General features: G+C 62.0%; 18 protein-coding genes. 14 read left to right on the forward strand and 4 right to left on the reverse strand.

Features of this window, described 5'->3' with window-relative positions:
* The first annotated feature begins 39 nt into the window (after positions 1-39).
* Positions 40-255, forward strand: coding sequence for a hypothetical protein (locus QK296_RS17345; RefSeq protein ID WP_003194488.1), 216 nt, complete (start codon positions 40-42; stop codon positions 253-255).
* On the opposite strand, the gene QK296_RS17350 is transcribed toward QK296_RS17345, so the two are convergent.
* Positions 249-1565: a bifunctional DedA family/phosphatase PAP2 family protein gene (locus QK296_RS17350; RefSeq protein WP_094774253.1), complete on the reverse strand. Its 1317-nt coding sequence runs from the start codon at positions 1563-1565 to the stop codon at positions 249-251. The two genes, QK296_RS17345 and QK296_RS17350, sit on opposite strands and share 7 nt — an antisense overlap.
* Before the next feature lie 156 nt (positions 1566-1721).
* Entirely contained in the window at positions 1722-2405 is a 684-nt protein-coding gene (locus QK296_RS17355) for a DNA-3-methyladenine glycosylase (protein ID WP_034133843.1), read from the reverse strand.
* Between the two features lie 175 nt (positions 2406-2580).
* Between QK296_RS17355 and QK296_RS17360 the strand changes: the two genes are divergently transcribed.
* From QK296_RS17360 to QK296_RS17420, 13 genes are all read left to right on the forward strand, one after another.
* Positions 2581-3846 carry a glutamate-5-semialdehyde dehydrogenase gene (locus QK296_RS17360; RefSeq protein ID WP_003194482.1) on the forward strand — a complete coding sequence of 422 codons (1266 nt, stop codon included), beginning with the start codon at positions 2581-2583 and terminating at the stop codon, positions 3844-3846.
* On the forward strand, positions 3846-4490 hold the full coding sequence (nadD, locus tag QK296_RS17365; RefSeq protein WP_003194480.1) for a nicotinate-nucleotide adenylyltransferase: 645 nt from the start codon (positions 3846-3848) through the stop codon (positions 4488-4490). The genes QK296_RS17360 and nadD overlap by 1 nt, the downstream gene beginning before the upstream one ends.
* A gap of 66 nt (positions 4491-4556) precedes the next feature.
* Entirely contained in the window at positions 4557-5051 is a 495-nt protein-coding gene (gene rsfS / locus QK296_RS17370; protein WP_003176298.1) for a ribosome silencing factor, read from the forward strand.
* Between the two features lie 9 nt (positions 5052-5060).
* A complete protein-coding gene (gene rlmH / locus QK296_RS17375; protein ID WP_003176297.1) occupies positions 5061-5528 on the forward strand; it encodes a 23S rRNA (pseudouridine(1915)-N(3))-methyltransferase RlmH in 468 nt (155 codons plus the stop codon).
* A gap of 15 nt (positions 5529-5543) precedes the next feature.
* On the forward strand, positions 5544-7442 hold the full coding sequence (mrdA, locus tag QK296_RS17380) for a penicillin-binding protein 2 (RefSeq protein WP_003194477.1): 1899 nt from the start codon (positions 5544-5546) through the stop codon (positions 7440-7442).
* Positions 7443-7473: 31 nt separating this feature from the next.
* Positions 7474-8577, forward strand: coding sequence for a rod shape-determining protein RodA (gene rodA, locus QK296_RS17385; protein ID WP_044268991.1), 1104 nt, complete (start codon positions 7474-7476; stop codon positions 8575-8577).
* A gap of 17 nt (positions 8578-8594) precedes the next feature.
* Positions 8595-9605 (forward strand): lytic murein transglycosylase B, encoded by a 1011-nt coding sequence (gene mltB / locus QK296_RS17390; protein ID WP_003194472.1) that lies wholly within the window; start codon positions 8595-8597, stop codon positions 9603-9605.
* Positions 9605-10609, forward strand: a complete 1005-nt coding sequence (locus tag QK296_RS17395) for a septal ring lytic transglycosylase RlpA family protein (protein ID WP_014720084.1) — start codon at positions 9605-9607, stop codon at positions 10607-10609. The genes mltB and QK296_RS17395 overlap by 1 nt, the downstream gene beginning before the upstream one ends.
* A gap of 183 nt (positions 10610-10792) precedes the next feature.
* Entirely contained in the window at positions 10793-11950 is a 1158-nt protein-coding gene (locus QK296_RS17400) for a D-alanyl-D-alanine carboxypeptidase family protein (RefSeq protein ID WP_014720083.1), read from the forward strand.
* A gap of 85 nt (positions 11951-12035) precedes the next feature.
* On the forward strand, positions 12036-12317 hold the full coding sequence (locus tag QK296_RS17405; protein WP_005791752.1) for a DUF493 domain-containing protein: 282 nt from the start codon (positions 12036-12038) through the stop codon (positions 12315-12317).
* Positions 12317-12964, forward strand: coding sequence for a lipoyl(octanoyl) transferase LipB (lipB, locus tag QK296_RS17410; RefSeq protein ID WP_003194464.1), 648 nt, complete (start codon positions 12317-12319; stop codon positions 12962-12964). The genes QK296_RS17405 and lipB overlap by 1 nt, the downstream gene beginning before the upstream one ends.
* A gap of 25 nt (positions 12965-12989) precedes the next feature.
* The gene (gene lipA / locus QK296_RS17415; RefSeq protein ID WP_161794304.1) at positions 12990-13991 is read left to right on the forward strand and encodes a lipoyl synthase; all 1002 of its coding nucleotides are present in this window, start codon (positions 12990-12992) and stop codon (positions 13989-13991) included.
* 155 nt (positions 13992-14146) lie between these two features.
* A complete protein-coding gene (locus QK296_RS17420; RefSeq protein WP_094774250.1) occupies positions 14147-15067 on the forward strand; it encodes an LD-carboxypeptidase in 921 nt (306 codons plus the stop codon).
* Positions 15068-15190: 123 nt separating this feature from the next.
* Here QK296_RS17420 and QK296_RS17425 read toward each other — a convergent pair whose 3' ends face one another.
* A complete protein-coding gene (locus QK296_RS17425; RefSeq protein ID WP_105228653.1) occupies positions 15191-16516 on the reverse strand; it encodes a lytic murein transglycosylase in 1326 nt (441 codons plus the stop codon).
* 61 nt (positions 16517-16577) lie between these two features.
* On the reverse strand, positions 16578-16742 hold the full coding sequence (gene arfA, locus QK296_RS17430) for an alternative ribosome rescue factor ArfA (RefSeq protein WP_003176285.1): 165 nt from the start codon (positions 16740-16742) through the stop codon (positions 16578-16580).
* Between the last annotated feature and the right edge of the window lie 333 nt (positions 16743-17075).

Raw genomic sequence — 17075 nt, forward strand, 5'->3', positions numbered from 1 at the left:
CACTATTTTCCGATCACACAACAATGATCGGAGATAACCATGATTCGGCTGACACCCTCGGAACAAGTCGCGTGGGACGCTTATTTCGTCAGCGTGACCACGCAATTACTCCAACAGGAAGCCACGCGGGGCGCGGAGTACATCGCCGAACGCGCCGCCGAAGTGGCCGATGAGATGCTACTGGAGCGCCGCGAACGTTGCGTTGAACGGCGCAGCGCCTCCGTGGATTGGATCGGCCCGGCCAAGGGTCAGTAGGCGTACCTGAGCAGGGCGTGGGGCGTGCCGGTAAAGGCGATAAAACCGAGCACGGCCACCACGGCGGGCAGCACCAGCCACCAGGCTTTTTGCGTCATGGCTGGCAATGGGCTGCGGTACTCGATTGCCGTCAGGCTGAACGCACATACGGTCATGGCCAGCAACGTGCCGGCCAGGATGTCCGTGGGCCAATGGGCGCCCAGGTAGACCCGCGACAAGGCAATGAACGCCGCCGGAATGCAGCCCAGCAGCATCCAGGTCAGGCGCAGCCGCGTGGGTTGACCGCGACCGGCCAATACCGCGAGCGCCAGGAAGAAGGCAAAGGCACCGGAGGCATGGCCGCTGGGCATGCTGAAGCTGGTCAGCGGGTCGGTGAGGATTTCCGGGCGGCCACGGGCGAAAAACAGCTTGGTGCCGGTGTTGATCACTGCCGCGCCAGCGAGGGTGGCGCCGACAAACACGGCGTGGCGCCATTGCCGCGCTAGCAGCAACAGGCCAGTGAACACCGCGCTGGCGAAAAACATCTTCTTGAACTCACCCAGTTGGGTGACCCGTACCATCACTTCATCCAGCCACGGGCTGCGATGCTCCTGCACCAGGGCGCTCAGGCCTTGGTCGAAGTCATTGAGGTGGGGATAGCCGATAAACAACGCGATCAACAACACCAGACTGGCACAACCGATCCACAAGGTGGCGCGCCGATGTTCGCGCCAACTGCTGTTCAAACTCAGCCCCAGCAGCACCGCCAGGCACGCCGCGATAATCGCCGCTTCCGGCCAGAAACCTTCCGGCAATGGCAGGCGGAACGCGGCGCCGGCGGCCCAGCCCGGCAGCAGATAGGCCACGGTCCAGCCCGCTGCGGCAATGATGCTCACGGCGGCGAAGCGCGGGAAGGGCATGTCGCACATACCCGCCACCATCGGCAGCATAGGGCGCAATGGTCCGATGAAACGCCCGACCAACAGGCTGGCAATCCCGTACTTGTGGAAGTAGGTTTCTGCGCCGTTCATCCATTCAGGATGCTGGCGCAGGCCGGGCAGGCGCCGGATGTTCTGATGGAAATGGCGGCCCAGATAATAGGAAACGCCGTCGCCCAATAAGCCACCGAGGAAGCCCAGCAGCAGGGTTTCACTCAGCGACAGCGCACCGCTGCCAGCCAGCGCAGCGATTGCAAACAGCAATACCGTGCCTGGCACGATCAACCCGGCAATCGCCAGACACTCCACACACGCGACAATAAACACCGCCGCTGCCAGCCATTGTGGGTTGAGGGTCAACCAGCCGGTGATGCTATCGAGCCATTGGCCCATACAATCCACTCCATGCATACAAAACAGAATTTGAGGCGGTGAAATTCAACTGTGGGAGCTGGCTTGCCTGCGATGGCTGCGGCATGGCCAGCATGGAAGTTGCCTGACACACCGCTATCGCAGGCAAGCCAGCTCCCACATGGGATGTGTCGCGCGTTAAATCAAAAAATAATCCCGGCCTTCGACCTGCCCCCGACGCATCGGGTTCCGCGTGCAATAAGGCGCATAGCCAGCATCGACGAAGCGGTACATCAAGTGCTCATCGCGCCCGCTGGGGATACCCAGGCGCGTGGTCTGGATAATCTGCGTGGGCACCTGGCCTACGTCTTCGACATACAGCAGTTCCTGATCGAAGCGCTTGGCATCCCACATCGGCACTTTCAGGCCCAGGGCCTTGCACAGCAGCGTCTGGCCCGCACACAGTTTTTGCGAGGGGCGTGGGCTGCCATCGGGGTTGGGGTTGTTCAACAGCATCTGTGCCAGGCTCGCCGCGCCGGAAATGTCGTCGACCCAGGGATAGGCCGATTTGATCAACACGGCATTGCCCGGGCCATGGGCGCTGAAGTTCAGCGAATCACCGCCACGGGCGTAGTACATGTAGATATGGCCACCATCCAGAAACAAAGCCTTACGCTTTTCTGTGTAGCCGAGTGAGGCGTGGCTGCCTTTTTCGGCCACGTAATAGGCTTCGGTTTCAATAATTCGCGCCGAAAGCCAGAGATCGCCCACGCGATGGCGAATGACTTTTCCGAGTAATTCGCGCGCAAGCAGCTGGGCGTCACGGTCGAAGAAGCTATCGGGCAGGGGGCTGGCGGGGAGCAGGGGCGAAAAGTCGGGCATGGCGGTCAAGGGTAGATACGGCTAAATGTAACCGAATCATAACAACTCTCACCTTAATTACGCCTGAACCTGGGGTTTTTACAGTTCATTTCGACCATCCGCCCCTCACCGCTGTCAGTCGGGCGGCGTCACAGCTATAATCTGCCGCTTTCCTCTTTGCCAAGACTCCCTGACCATGACTGAGTCCGTTCTTGACTATATGACCCGCCTGGGTCGCGCTGCCCGGCAGGCCTCGCGGTTGATCGCCCGTGCGAGCACCGCGCAGAAGAACCGTGCGCTGCTGGCGGCTGCCGATGCTCTGGATGCTTCGCGCTCCGAGCTGACCGCCGCCAACGAACTGGACCTGGCCAATGGGCGCGCCAATGGCCTGGAGCCAGCCTTGCTGGACCGCCTGGCGCTGACCCCGGCACGTATCGACGACATGATCGAAGGCCTGCGTCAGGTGGCCAAGCTGCCTGACCCCATCGGTGAAATTCGCGACATGCGCTACCTGCCGTCGGGCATCCAGGTGGGCAAGATGCGCGTGCCCCTGGGCGTGATCGGCATCATCTATGAGTCGCGCCCGAACGTGACCATCGACGCCGCGAGCCTGTGCCTCAAGTCGGGCAACGCCACTATCCTGCGTGGCGGTTCCGAGGCGATCAATTCCAACCGCGCCATCGCCGCCTGCATCCAGCAGGGCCTGGCCGTGGCCGAGTTGCCGGCTGAAGTGGTGCAAGTGGTGGAAACCACCGACCGTGCTGCCGTGGGCGCGCTGATCACCATGCCGGAATTCGTCGACGTGATCGTGCCGCGGGGTGGCAAGAGCCTGATCGAGCGCGTCAGCCGCGATGCCAAGGTGCCCGTTATCAAGCATCTGGACGGCGTCTGCCATGTGTTCATCGACATCGCCGCCGACCTCGACAAGGCGATCCGCATTGCCGACAACGCCAAGACCCACCGCTACGCGCCGTGCAACACCATGGAAACCCTGCTGGTGCACGTCGGCATTGCCGAGCGCGTGCTGCCGCCGCTGGCCGCCATCTACCGTGACAAGTCGGTAGAACTGCGCGGTTGCGAGCGCACCCGTGCGCTGCTGGGCGCGGACGTCATCGAGGCGACCGAGCAGGACTGGTACACCGAGTACACGGCCCCGATCCTGTCGATCCGCATCGTCGATGACCTGGACCAGGCCATCGAACACATCAATACCTATGGCTCCAAGCACACCGACGCCATCGTTTCCGAGCATTTCAGCGATGCCCGGCGTTTCCTTAACGAAGTGGATTCCGCTTCGGTGATGGTCAACGCCTCGACGCGTTTTGCTGACGGCTTCGAGTACGGCCTGGGGGCGGAGATCGGTATTTCCACTGACAAGCTCCACGCACGCGGCCCGGTGGGCCTGGAAGGGCTGACCAGTGAGAAGTACGTGGTGTTTGGCGACGGTCATGTGCGCACTTGATGACTAAACGCATCGGGCTGCTCGGCGGTACTTTCGACCCCGTGCACATCGGCCATTTGCGCAGTGCCCTGGAAGTTGCGGATGCCCTTGCGCTGGATGAGCTGCGCCTGCTGCCCAATTTTCGGCCGCCCCATCGCGACACGCCGCAGGTGGCCGCAGAGCAGCGCCTGGAAATGGTGCGTGTTGCCGTAGAAGGTATATCGCCGCTGGTGGTGGACGATCGCGAACTCAAGCGCGATAAACCATCCTACACTATCGACACCCTGGAGCTGATGCGCGCCGAATTGGCCGCAGATGACCCACTGTTTCTGCTTTTGGGCTGGGACGCATTTTGCGGCCTGCCCTCTTGGCACCGCTGGGAGGAACTCCTCCAGCATTGCCACATCCTGGTTTTGCAACGCCCGGATGCCGACAGCGAACCGCCGGATGCCTTGCGCAACCTGCTGGCCGCGCGGTCGGTAAGTGACCCCTTGGCCCTGACCGGGCCGAACGGGAATATTGCATTCGTCTGGCAGACCCCGCTTGCGGTGTCTGCCACCCAGATCCGTCAACTGCTGGCCAGCGGGAAGTCGGTACGTTTCCTGGTGCCTGACGCGGTCCTGGCCTACATCGATGCGCACGGGCTTTACCGTGCGTCGAACTGAAAAGGCGCGCTTGAACGCACGAACCGTGCAGCAAGCGCCCGAACATACGAGCAAAACGAGTTTTATATGACGAACAAAGACGTAAGCAAAGTTAAGCGCAAAGGCACCTTCAAAAGCGCACCGCTGCCGGTTGAAGCCCATGTTGGCCCGGAACTGGCTGGCGAAGAGCTGGTGAAAGTCGCCGTGGCTGCCCTGGAAGACGTTAAAGCCCAGGACATCCAGGTGCTGGACGTGCGCGACAAGCAGAGCATCACCGACTTCATGATCATCGCCACCGGTACCTCCAACCGCCAGATCGGCGCGATGCTGGACAAGGTTCGCGAAGCCGTCAAAGCCCAGGGCGTCAAGCCACTGGGTGAAGAAGGCAAGGGCGACAGCGACTGGGTGCTGCTGGACATGGACGATGTGATCGTTCACATGATGACCTCCAACGCTCGCCAGTTCTACGACCTGGAACGTCTGTGGAAAGGCGCCGAGCAGAGCCGTGCCGCCGATGGCAAGCACCACAGCCCGGAAGTGGGCCACGCGCACTTCGACAAGCTCAACAAAGACCAGGAATAAGGAACGGCTGTGCGCCTGCGTCTGATCGCTGTCGGTTCACGCATGCCCAAGTGGGTGGAAGAAGGCTGGCACGAATATGCCAAGCGTCTGCCCGCTGAGCTGTCGCTTGAGCTGGTGGAAATACCGCTCAATACCCGGGGCAAGAACGCCGACGTGGCGCGCTTTATCCGTCAGGAAGGCGAAGCCATGCTGGCCAAGGTCGGCCCCAATGAGCGCATCGTCACCCTTGAAGTGCACGGCAAGCCCTGGAGCACCGAGCAACTGGCGGTGGAACTGGATCGCTGGCGCCTGGATTCGCGCACGGTCAATTTCATGGTCGGCGGCCCGGAAGGGCTGGCGCCGGAAGTCTGTGCGCGGGCCGATCAGCGCTGGTCGCTGTCGGCGCTGACGTTGCCGCACCCGTTGGTAAGGATTCTGATCGGTGAACAGCTGTATCGCGCCTGGACAGTCCTGTCCGGGCACCCTTACCACAAATAGTCTGCGCCGCCCCCGATGACCCAACCGATCCGCATCAAGGACCACGAGAAAGACGCACGTCTGGTACGCGCGCGGGTGGTGTTCGGTGCTGTTTTGGTGGTGGTGCTGATGTGCGTGCTGATTGCGCGGCTGTATTTCCTCCAGGTGATCCAGTACGACTATCACTCCACGCTGTCGGAAAACAACCGGGTGCATGTGCAGCCGATTCCCCCGACCCGTGGGCTGATCTTCGACCGCAATGGCGTGGTGGTTGCCGATAACCGGCCCAGCTTCAGCCTGAGCATGACCCGTGAACGCTCCGGCGATTGGAAGCAGGTCCTTGATGTCATCGTTGAGGTGCTGCAACTGACGCCGGAAGACCGGGTGGTCTTCGAGAAACGCATGCGCCAGGGGCGCCGGCCGTTCGAGCCGGTGCCGATTCTGTTCGAGCTGACCGAAGAGCAGATCGCCCGCATTGCGGTGAACCAGTTCCGCCTGCCAGGTGTGGAAGTGGTGGCGCAGTTGGTGCGGCATTACCCGCAAGGGCCGCACTTTGCGCACTCCGTTGGCTACATGGGGCGGATCAACGAGAAAGAACTGAAAACCCTCGACCCGATCAACTACAGCGGCACCCACCATATTGGCAAAACCGGCATCGAGCGCTTCTATGAGGCCGAGTTGCATGGCCAGGTAGGTAACGAGGAAGTCGAGACCAATGCGCGTGGCCGCGTATTGCGCGTGCTCAAGCGCACCGATCCGGTGCCGGGCAAGGACATTGTCCTGAGCCTGGACATCAAGTTGCAGGAAGCTGCCGAGATGGCCCTGGGCGGTCGGCGGGGTGCCGTGGTGGCGCTGGACCCGAAGACTGGCGAAGTGCTGGCGATGGTCAGCCAGCCCAGCTTCGACCCCAACCCGTTTGTGACTGGCATCAGCTTCAAGGCCTACGCCGAGCTGCGTGATTCCATCGACCGGCCACTGTTCAACCGTGTGTTGCGCGGCCTGTACCCACCGGGCTCGACCATCAAGCCGGCGGTGGCGATTGCCGGCCTGGATGCTGGCGTGGTCACTGCCTCAAGCCGGGTGTACGACCCTGGCTATTACATGCTCCCCAACTACGACCACAAGTACCGTAACTGGAACCGCTCCGGTGACGGCTATGTCGACCTGGATACCGCGATCATGCGCTCCAACGACACCTATTTTTACGACCTGGCCCACAAGCTGGGGATTGATCGGCTGTCTGCCTACATGGGCAAGTTCGGCCTCGGTCAGAAAGTCTCCCTGGACATGTTCGAAGAATCACCCGGCCTGATGCCGTCGCGGGAGTGGAAGCGTGCGACCCGTCGCCAGGCGTGGTTCCCTGGCGAAACGCTGATCCTGGGTATCGGCCAGGGCTATATGCAGGCCACTCCGCTGCAACTGGCCCAGGCCACGGCGCTGGTGGCGAACAAAGGCGTGTGGAACCGACCGCATCTGGCCAGGACCATCGAAGGCGAAAAGCCGGTGGACGACAATCCGATTCCGGACATCGTGCTGCGTGACCCGTCCGATTGGGCCAAGGTCAACCACGGCATGCAGCAGGTGATGCACGGTGCTCGCGGCACTGCGCGCAAAGCGGCAATTGGCGCGCAGTACCGCATTGCCGGCAAGAGTGGTACCGCTCAAGTGGTCGCGATCAAGCAGGGCGAAAAGTATGACCGCTCCAAGGTGCAGGAACGCCACCGCGACCACGCCTTGTTTGTCGGCTTTGCCCCGGCCGAAGACCCGAAAATCGTGGTGGCCGTGATGGTCGAGAACGGCGAGTCCGGCTCCGGCGTCGCCGCCCCAGTGGTACGCCAGGTGATGGACGCCTGGCTGCTGGCCGACGATGGCCGGCTCAAGCCCGAGTATGGCGGCCCCCCTTCAAGCCCCGAGGTTACGGCCCGTGAAGAGTAATTTTGACCGCATCCTCTCCAGTGAAGATGTGATGCGTCGCCGTGCGACGTTGCTGCAACGCATGCACATTGATGGCCCCTTGCTGATCCTGCTGCTGACCCTGGCGGCCGGCAGCCTGTTCGTGCTGTATTCGGCCAGCGGCAAGAACTGGGACCTGCTGATCAAGCAGGCGTCCTCGTTCGGCCTGGGTTTGCTGTCGATGGTGGTGATCGCCCAATTGGAGCCGCGCTTCATGGCGCGCTGGGTGCCCTTGGGCTATGTCGCCGGCGTGTTGCTGCTGGTGGTGGTGGACGTCATGGGCCACAACGCCATGGGCGCCACACGCTGGATCAACATCCCCGGGGTGATTCGCTTCCAACCGTCGGAATTCATGAAGATCCTGATGCCGGCCACCATTGCCTGGTACCTGTCCAAGCGCACCTTGCCGCCGCAGCTCAAGCATGTGGCGATTAGCCTGATCCTGATCGGCGTGCCCTTCGTGCTGATTGTGCGCCAGCCGGATCTGGGCACCTCGTTGCTGATCCTCGCCGGTGGCGCGTTCGTGTTGTTCATGGGCGGATTGCGCTGGCGCTGGATCCTCAGCGTGCTGGCCGCCGCCGTGCCCGTGGCAGTGGCCATGTGGTTCTTCTTTATGCACGATTACCAGAAGCAACGGATCCTCACGTTCCTCGACCCGGAGAGCGACCCGCTGGGCACCGGCTGGAACATCATCCAGTCCAAGGCGGCCATTGGTTCCGGCGGGGTATTTGGCAAGGGCTGGTTGCTGGGCACCCAGTCCCACCTGGACTTTTTGCCCGAGAGCCACACCGACTTCATTATTGCGGTGATGGGCGAGGAGTTCGGGCTGGTGGGCATTTGCGCGTTGTTGCTGATTTATCTGCTGTTGATTGGTCGCGGCCTAGTGATCACTGCCCAGGCGCAAACGCTGTTCGGCAAATTGCTCGCGGGCAGCCTGACCATGACTTTTTTTGTTTACGTTTTCGTCAACATCGGTATGGTCAGTGGCCTGCTGCCGGTGGTTGGGGTGCCGTTGCCATTCATTAGCTACGGCGGAACTTCGCTGGTGACATTGCTGTCAGCGTTTGGGGTTTTGATGTCGATTCATACGCATCGCAAGTGGATCGCACAGGTTTGAATAAGGTGAAGATGTCAATGCAAGTAATGCGCGGCTGGGCGACTCGGCATGCGACCTGGATGGGCCTGATCGGGCTGCTGGGGGCAACGCAAGAGGCGCGGGCCGGTGACTACGATGGCTCTCCCCAGGTTGCCGAATTTGTCGGTGAGCTGACCCGCGACTACGGTTTTGCCGGTGAGCAACTGATGGGCGTGTTCCGTGAAGCCCAGAAAAAGCAGGCGATCCTCGACGCCATCTCCCGGCCCGCCGAACGCGTCAAGCAGTGGAAGGACTATCGCCCGATGTTCCTCACTGATGCGCGCATCGCCCGCGGCGTGGATTTCTGGCGCCAGCACGAGGCAGTCCTCGCTCGCGCCGAGCAGGAGTACGGCGTGCCAGCCCAGGTGATCGTCTCGATCATCGGCATCGAAACCTTCTACGGGCGCAACACCGGCAGCTACCGGGTGATCGACGCCTTGTCGACCCTGGGCTTCGATTACCCGCCCCGCGCCGAGTTCTTCCGCAAGGAACTGCGCGAATTCCTGTTGCTGGCCCGCGAAGAGCAGGTCGACCCGCTGAGCCTCAAGGGCTCCTACGCCGGGGCGATGGGCTTGCCGCAGTTCATGCCGAGCAGCTTTCGCGCCTATGCGGTGGATTTCGACGGTGACGGGCACATCAATATCTGGAGCAACCCCGACGATGCCATCGGCAGCGTGGCCAGCTACTTCAAGCGCCACGGCTGGGTTGGCGGCGAGCCGGTGGTTATCCGCGCCGATGTCACGGGTGAGCGCGCCGACGAAGGCCTGACCCAAGGTATCGAACCGGTCAAGACCGTCGGGGAGTTGCGAGCGCTGGGCTGGTCGAGTCAGAATGCGCCACGCGACGACATGCCGGTGACGGCATTCCGCCTGGAAGGCGCAAATGGCCCTGAATACTGGATGGGCCTGAAGAATTTCTACGCAATCACGCGTTATAACCGCAGTGTGATGTACGCCATGGCCGTGCATCAGCTGTCAGATGAGCTGGTTCAAGCACGGGGCAACAAGTAATGCGGGTATCGCCGTTCAAAAAACCGCTCAAGCTGGTGGCGTTCGCCGCGTTGTCCTTGTTGGTAGCCAGTTGCTCCACCACGCCTAACCGTGCGCCGGCCAAGAAGGCCGGCGGCGCGGTCGTGCGCGCCCAGCCGGGCCTGGACATCAACCGCGCGCACAAAGACGGCGCGCCGTGGTGGGATGTGGATGTGTCGAAAATCCCGGACGCCACGCCGACCCTGCACACCGGCCCGTACAAGGCCAACCCCTATACCGTGCTGGGCAAGAATTACTTCCCGCTGCAGGAATCCAAGACTTACGTGCAGTCGGGCACCGCGTCCTGGTACGGCACCAAGTTCCATGGCCAGAACACCGCCAACGGCGAAGTGTATGACCTGTATGGCATGAGCGCGGCCCACAAGACCCTGCCGCTGCCCAGCTATGTGCGCGTGACCAACCTGGACAACAATCGCACCGTGATCCTTCGGGTCAATGACCGTGGGCCGTTCTATTCGGACCGCATCATCGACTTGTCCTACGCGGCCGCCAAGAAACTCGGTTACGCCGAAACCGGCACCGCCCGGGTCAAAGTCGAAGGCATCGACCCGGCGCAGTACTGGGCCCAGCGCGGCAAGCCGGCGCCGTTGATGCTCAACGAACCGGCTACCCCGCAACCGCAAGTGACGGCCTCGACCGGCAAGATCGAGCAGTGGACGCCGCCGCCGGCGCAACATGCTCCGGATACCGTCGTCGTCCCTCACGCGGCACCGGGCGCCTCGATGGCGGGCGGGCAATACCTGCAGGTCGGCGCTTTCGCCAACCCGGATGCGGCAGAACTGTTAAGGTCCAAGCTCAGCGGTATGGTCAGCGCGCCAGTCTTCATCAGCTCCATCGTGCGTAACCAGCAAACCTTGCACCGTGTACGCATGGGCCCGATCGGCTCGCCAAGCGAAGTGGCGCAAGTGCAGAACAGCGTACGCCTGGCCAACCTGGGGCAACCCAGCGTGGTCACCGCAGAATAAGCAGTAACGGTTTGATGGCTCAGGCGCGCCTGCGCGCTTGAACCCTGGTTGTTGGCTCGTTGAACAATAAAAACCCAGGGGCAAGGGGTGAGCAGGCAACCGAACACGTGACAGTCTGGAAGCGGGCTGTCTGAATAGTTTTGCCCGCGAGGGCAAGTTTCCATAAGCAATTTCGAGAGACGGATGAACATCACCACCTTAGCCAAACGCACGTGCCTGCTTATCTCGCTGATCATCACCCCGGCCGCCTGGGCGGTTGAAATGGTGCCGGCCTCCCCGCAACTGGCCGCCAAGTCGTGGGTCCTCATGGACGCCGCCAGTGGCAACGTGCTGGTCGAAAACGGCGGTGATGTACGCCTGCCGCCTGCCAGCCTGACCAAGCTGATGACCGCTTACATCGCGACCCTGGAAATCCGTCGCGGCCAGATCGGCGAGAACGACCCGGTGACCGTCAGCGAAAACGCCTGGCGTACCGGTGGTTCGCGGATGTTCATCAAGGTGGGTTCGCAAGTCACCGTGAGCGACCTGCTGCACGGCATCATCATCCAGTCCGGTAACGACGCCAGCGTCGCCCTGGCCGAGCACATCGCCGGCAGCGAAGACGCCTTCGCCGACATGATGAACAAAACCGCCGGTGAGTTGGGCATGACCAACAGCCACTTCATGAACCCAACTGGCTTGCCAAACCCAGAGCACTATTCGTCGGCTCACGACATGGCGATCCTGGCGCGCGCGATCATCCGCGTTGACCCGGTGCACTACGCGATCTACTCCCAGAAGGAATTCTTCTGGAACAACATCAAGCAGCCTAACCGCAACCTGTTGCTGTGGCGCGACAAGACCGTCGATGGCCTGAAGACCGGCCACACCGACGAAGCCGGCTACTGCATGGTGTCGTCCGCCGTACGTGATGGCCAGCGCCTGATCGCCGTAGTATTCGGCACCAACAGCGAGCAGGCCCGTGCGGCCGAGACGCAAAAACTGCTGACTTACGGCTTCCGCTTCTTCGAAACCCAGACCTTCTACCAGAAGGGTGCTGAACTGGCGACCGCGCCGGTGTGGAAGGGCTCGACTTCGCAAGTCAAGGCCGGCCTGGCCGACGACCTGACCCTGACCATGCCTAAAGGCCAGCTCAAAAAGCTCGCCGCCAGCATGACCCTGAACCCGCAATTGGTTGCGCCAATCGCCAAGGGTGATGTGATCGGTAAGGTCGAAGTGAAGCTGGACGACAAGGTGGTGCACAGCGCCGACCTGATCGCGCTGGACGCTGTCGAGGAAGGTGGTATCTTCCGCCGCGTATGGGATAGCATCCGTCTATTCTTCTACGGCTTGTTCAACTGATTGTGTGCACCTGCAAAGCCCCGCGTTGATCCAGCGCGGGGCTTTGCCCGTCGCCACGGCTTAGCGCTTACGAGGCTGTTCTGCCATGACCGATAAAGACGTAGAAGTAAAGGCGCCAAAGATCGAATTTCCTGTGACGGATTATCCCGTCAAGGTGATCAGCGATACCGGTGTCGGCCGCAAGGACAAGATTCTCGAAATCGTGCGCAAGCACGCGACGATCAACGACAACCGCGTGGACGAGCGCCAAAGCTCCACCGGCAAGTACACCACGATCCAGTTGCACATCGTTGCGACCGATCAAGACCAGCTCTACAACATCAACAGCGAACTGCGGGCCACCGGCTTCGTGCACATGGTGCTGTGATGTCGCACGTTCTGGGCTTTCGCGAGCTCGGCCAGATGGCCTACGAGCCGGTCTGGCATGCCATGCAGCGCTTTACCAATGAGCGCGGCACCTCGGCCCCGGATGAGATCTGGCTGGTGGAGCACCCGCCGGTCTTCACCCAGGGCCAGGCTGGCAAGGCCGAGCACTTGCTGCTGCCGGGTGATATTCCGGTGGTGCAGGTCGACCGAGGGGGTCAAGTGACTTACCATGGGCCCGGTCAACTGGTGGCTTACCTGCTGCTGGACGTGCGCAAGCTGGGGTTTGGCGTGCGCGACCTGGTCAGCCGCATGGAGACGTGCCTGATTGAGCTATTGGCCAGTTACGGCGTGACCGCCGTGGCCAAGCCCGATGCACCGGGTGTGTACGTGGATGGCGCGAAAATCGCCTCCCTGGGGCTGCGCATTCGCCACGGTTGTTCCTTTCATGGCCTGGCCTTGAATGTGGACATGGACCTGGCGCCGTTCCGGCGCATCAACCCATGCGGTTACGCCGGGCTTGCGATGACCCAGTTGAGTGACCATGCAACATCCATAGAATTTGCCGAGGTAAGTGCCCGGCTGCGCGCGCAGCTCGTCAAACACCTCGACTATGCAGAGCAGACGACCCTGACGGGCGGAATCGATTGATATGACTACTGATGTTGTGCAAACCATGATCCCGACGCTGGACATCACTGAGCGTCCAGCCCCGGCCCCGCGTGCCAAGGTGGAAGCCGGCGTCAAGCTGCGCGGCGCCGAGAAGGTTGCACGCATCCCGGTCAAGATCATCCCGACCACCGAACTGCCGAAGAAACCTGACTGGATTCGCGTGCGTATCCCGGTTTCGCCGGAAGTCGACCGTATCAAGTCGCTGCTGCGCAAACACAAGTTGCACAGCGTATGCGAAGAAGCGTCCTGCCCGAACCTGGGCGAATGCTTCTCTGGCGGCACTGCCACCTTCATGATCATGGGTGACATCTGCACCCGTCGTTGCCCGTTCTGCGACGTCGGCCACGGCCGTCCGAAGCCATTGGACGTCAACGAGCCAGAAAGCCTGGCCATCGCCATCGCCGACCTGAAACTCAAGTATGTGGTGATCACCTCGGTAGACCGCGACGACCTGCGTGACGGCGGTGCCCAGCACTTTGCCGACTGCATCCGCGAAATCCGCAAGCTGTCGCCCAACGTGATGCTCGAAACCCTGGTGCCGGACTACCGTGGCCGTATGGACGTGGCGCTGGAAATCACCGCCGCCGAGCCGCCGGATGTGTTCAACCACAACCTGGAAACCGTGCCGCGCCTGTACAAGGCTGCGCGCCCGGGTTCGGACTACCAGTGGTCGCTGACCCTGCTGCAGAAATTCAAGCAGATGATGCCGCACATCCCGACCAAGTCCGGCTTGATGCTGGGCCTGGGTGAGACCGACGAAGAAGTCATCGAAGTCATGAAGCGCATGCGCGAACACGACATCGACATGCTGACCCTGGGCCAGTACCTGCAACCGTCCCGCAGCCACTTGCCGGTGCAGCGCTTCGTGCACCCGGACACCTTCGCCTGGTTCGCCGAGGAAGGCTACAAGATGGGCTTCAAGAACGTGGCCTCGGGCCCGTTGGTGCGCTCTTCGTACCACGCCGATGAGCAGGCCAAGCTGGTCAAGGCGAGCCTGGTTTCGTAAGTCGCACCGCAAAAGCGGTGTGCAAATGCTGGCCTGTGTGGGAGCTGGCTTGCCTGCGATAGCATCACCTCGGTGTCACTGATACACCGAGGCGCATGCATCGCAGGCAAGCCAGCTCCCACATTTCGTTCTGCGTCATATAGGGAGAACCATGGATGACCGCCGCCGTACCCGCACTGCCCCCCGAAGGCACCCTCGGCCTGATCGCCCCCGCCGGCCCTGCCGAGTTGGATGTTGAAAAAGCCAGGCAATGGATGCGTGCCCGTGGCTACGACCTGCATATTTTCCCCGGCGTGTACGAGCGCGACGGCTACCTGGCCGGTAGCGATGAAGTGCGCCTGCGGGATTTGCATGCCGCCTTTGCCAACCCCGATATCGATGCCATCCTTTGCCTGCGTGGCGGCTATGGCACGCCCCGTTTGCTCGACGCGCTGGACTTCGACCTGCTGCGTGCCAACCCCAAGCCGTTCGTGGGCTACAGCGATATCACCGCCTTGCACCTGGCGATCAACCGCTACGCGGGCTTTGTGACATTCCACGGCCCGATGCTCAATGCCGACCTGCTCGGCGGCAAACAGCCGCCCACCGAGTCCTCCTTGTTCAGCCTGCTACGTGGCCAAAGGGGCGCCGGCAGTGTGCTGCCGCACCCGATGGCCTGCCCGCTGACAACAATCGAGCCAGGTGTGGCCTGTGGGCGCTTGCTGGGCGGTAACTTGTCGATGATCGCCGCGGTCATGGGCACGCCGTACGAAATAGACGCTGACGGCATCATCCTGTTTATCGAAGACGTCAACGAACCGCTCTATCGCATCGACCGTCTGCTGACCCACCTGCGCCTGGCTGGCAAGCTGGCTCAGGTCGCCGGTGTGCTGGTAGGGGATGTGGCTGGTGTGGATAGCGGGGCATTGGCACGTCTGCTGAAGCAGACCTTTGAGCCGCTGTGCGTTCCAGTGCTGGCAGGCTGGCGCAGTGGGCATTGCGACCCGAACCTGACATTGCCGATGGGCGCCTTGGTGCGCCTGGATGCGGGGGAGCAGCGGGTGGTGTTGGAGCAGGATGTAGTGTTCAAGGCCTGATCGTTCCCACGCTCTGCGTGGGAATGCCTCCAGTGACGCTCTGCGTCACCCTCTTCAGCCGCCGACGCGGAGCGTCCAAGGCAGCGCTCCCACGCAGAGCGTGGGAGCAATCACTTTCGCGGTTTACTGACCCTGCAACGACTCCAGCAACTTCACCGTCGGATACCCATCCGCCGGCCAGCCCAGCGCCTGCTGCGCAGCCCGAATCGCCTTGCGCGTGTTGGCGCCAATAATCCCGTCGGCATTACCCGCGTCATACCCTTTGGCGCTGAGCGCCGTTTGCAGGTCAATACGTTGCGAACGGCTCAGCGGCAGCTCATCCTTTGGCCAACTGCCGCGAATCACACCGCCGCCGCCAAATCGCTCCGACAGCAAACCAACCGCCAGTGCATAGGACGACGAATTGTTGTACTTGAGGATCGCGCGGAAGTTATCCAGCACCAGGAACGCCGGGCCGCGGTAGCCAGCCGGCAGCAGCAGGGCGGCGGACAGTTGGTCGACATTCGCCGGCAGGCTCACGCCAGGCGGCAGTTGGATGCCCAGTTGCAGCCATTGCGCCACGGTCTTGCGCACGCCGCCATCGGCCAGGCTGTAGTCGAAGCCCGACGGCAGCGGCTGCACTTCAACGCCCCACGGCTGGCCTTTCTGCCAGCCGGAGCTTTGCAGGTAATGCGCGGTGGAGGCGAGGGCGTCGGACGGGCTGTTCCAGATATCGCGGCGACCGTCACCGTCGAAGTCCACGGCGTGGGTGTTGTAGGTGGTCGGGATGAACTGGGTCTGGCCCATCGCCCCGGCCCACGAACCTTTCATCTGGTCAGCCTGGATATCGCCATGCTGGATGATCTGTAGCGCCGCCAGCAGCTGCGCTTGCGCAAAGGCAGGGCGACGGCCTTCATAGGCCAGGGTGGCCAGGGAGCGGATCACCGAGTTATTGCCCTGAAAAGCGCCGAAGTTGCTCTCCATACCCCACACCGAGACCAGCGCCTGGCGGTCGACGCCATAGCGTTGCTCGATGCTTTGCAGAATATCGGCGTACTTGACCAGCAGTGCTTGGCCATTGCGCACGCGCACCGGCGACAGTGCTCCGTCGAGGTATTCCCACACTGGGCGGGAAAATTCCGGTTGGCTGCGGTCGGCGCGAATCACCGCCATATCAGGTGTGACGCCGGCAAAAGCGTTATCGAACACGGCCGCAGTGATCCCGGCCTGCAGCGCTTGCGCACGGAAGCCAGCTTGCCATTCGGCAAAGGTCTGGGTCGGCTGGATATCGAGATTGTCCACCGCCAACGGGGCCACCACGGCAGGCGCGATAGCCGGGGCCGTCTGGAGCTTGGGCAGGGGTTGAGCGTCCGCAGCGGTAGGTTTTTCGGCGCAGGCGACAAGCAGAATGAGGCTGGAGGCAGCGATCAATTGGCGCAGGTGCCAATGACGAGAAAGACGAGAGGGCATGCACAGGTCCAGGGGTTACAAATCAGGTACAGACCTTATCATGCCAGAGGGGCGCTTGCCTTCAGGCAGCCAGAAAGTAAGAAGCCTCCCAGCTATTAGACTGGAAGGCTTCGCGGCGGTAGCTGCCTTTGCCTTTGCCGGCGCGTTCCTGGCGGCTGCGGAACAAGGGCTGGGCGATGATGGATTTGGCCTTGTTGGGGCCATGCTTGGATGGCTTTTTGCTCATGGTGGATTCTCTCGCTTGAGGGTGGAATGCAGCGGTGCAAATCATCTGCCGAAGTGGGCCGGCTGTAAAGCCCGTCGATAGGTGGGAAATGTCGCAAATAAGCGGTGGGCAGAGTCAATGTGGGAGCTTGCTCCCGCGACGGCCTGACAGTCGGCGCCTATCTCCCTGGCGGCCCAGGACCCCAATGTGGGAGCTGGCTTGCCTGCGATGGCGGCCTCACAGTCAACACAGTTGGATGGTGTACATATCCATTGCTGCGGTAACGGCTACTTAGGGGGCCGCTCTGACAGCGGGTCACTTTTGGAAAAGAGCCCGGAATGCCGGCCCAGCCAA

Origin of the sequence: Pseudomonas sp. AL10 (genome assembly GCF_029960685.1) — a bacterium.
GTDB lineage: Bacteria > Pseudomonadota > Gammaproteobacteria > Pseudomonadales > Pseudomonadaceae > Aquipseudomonas > Aquipseudomonas lactis.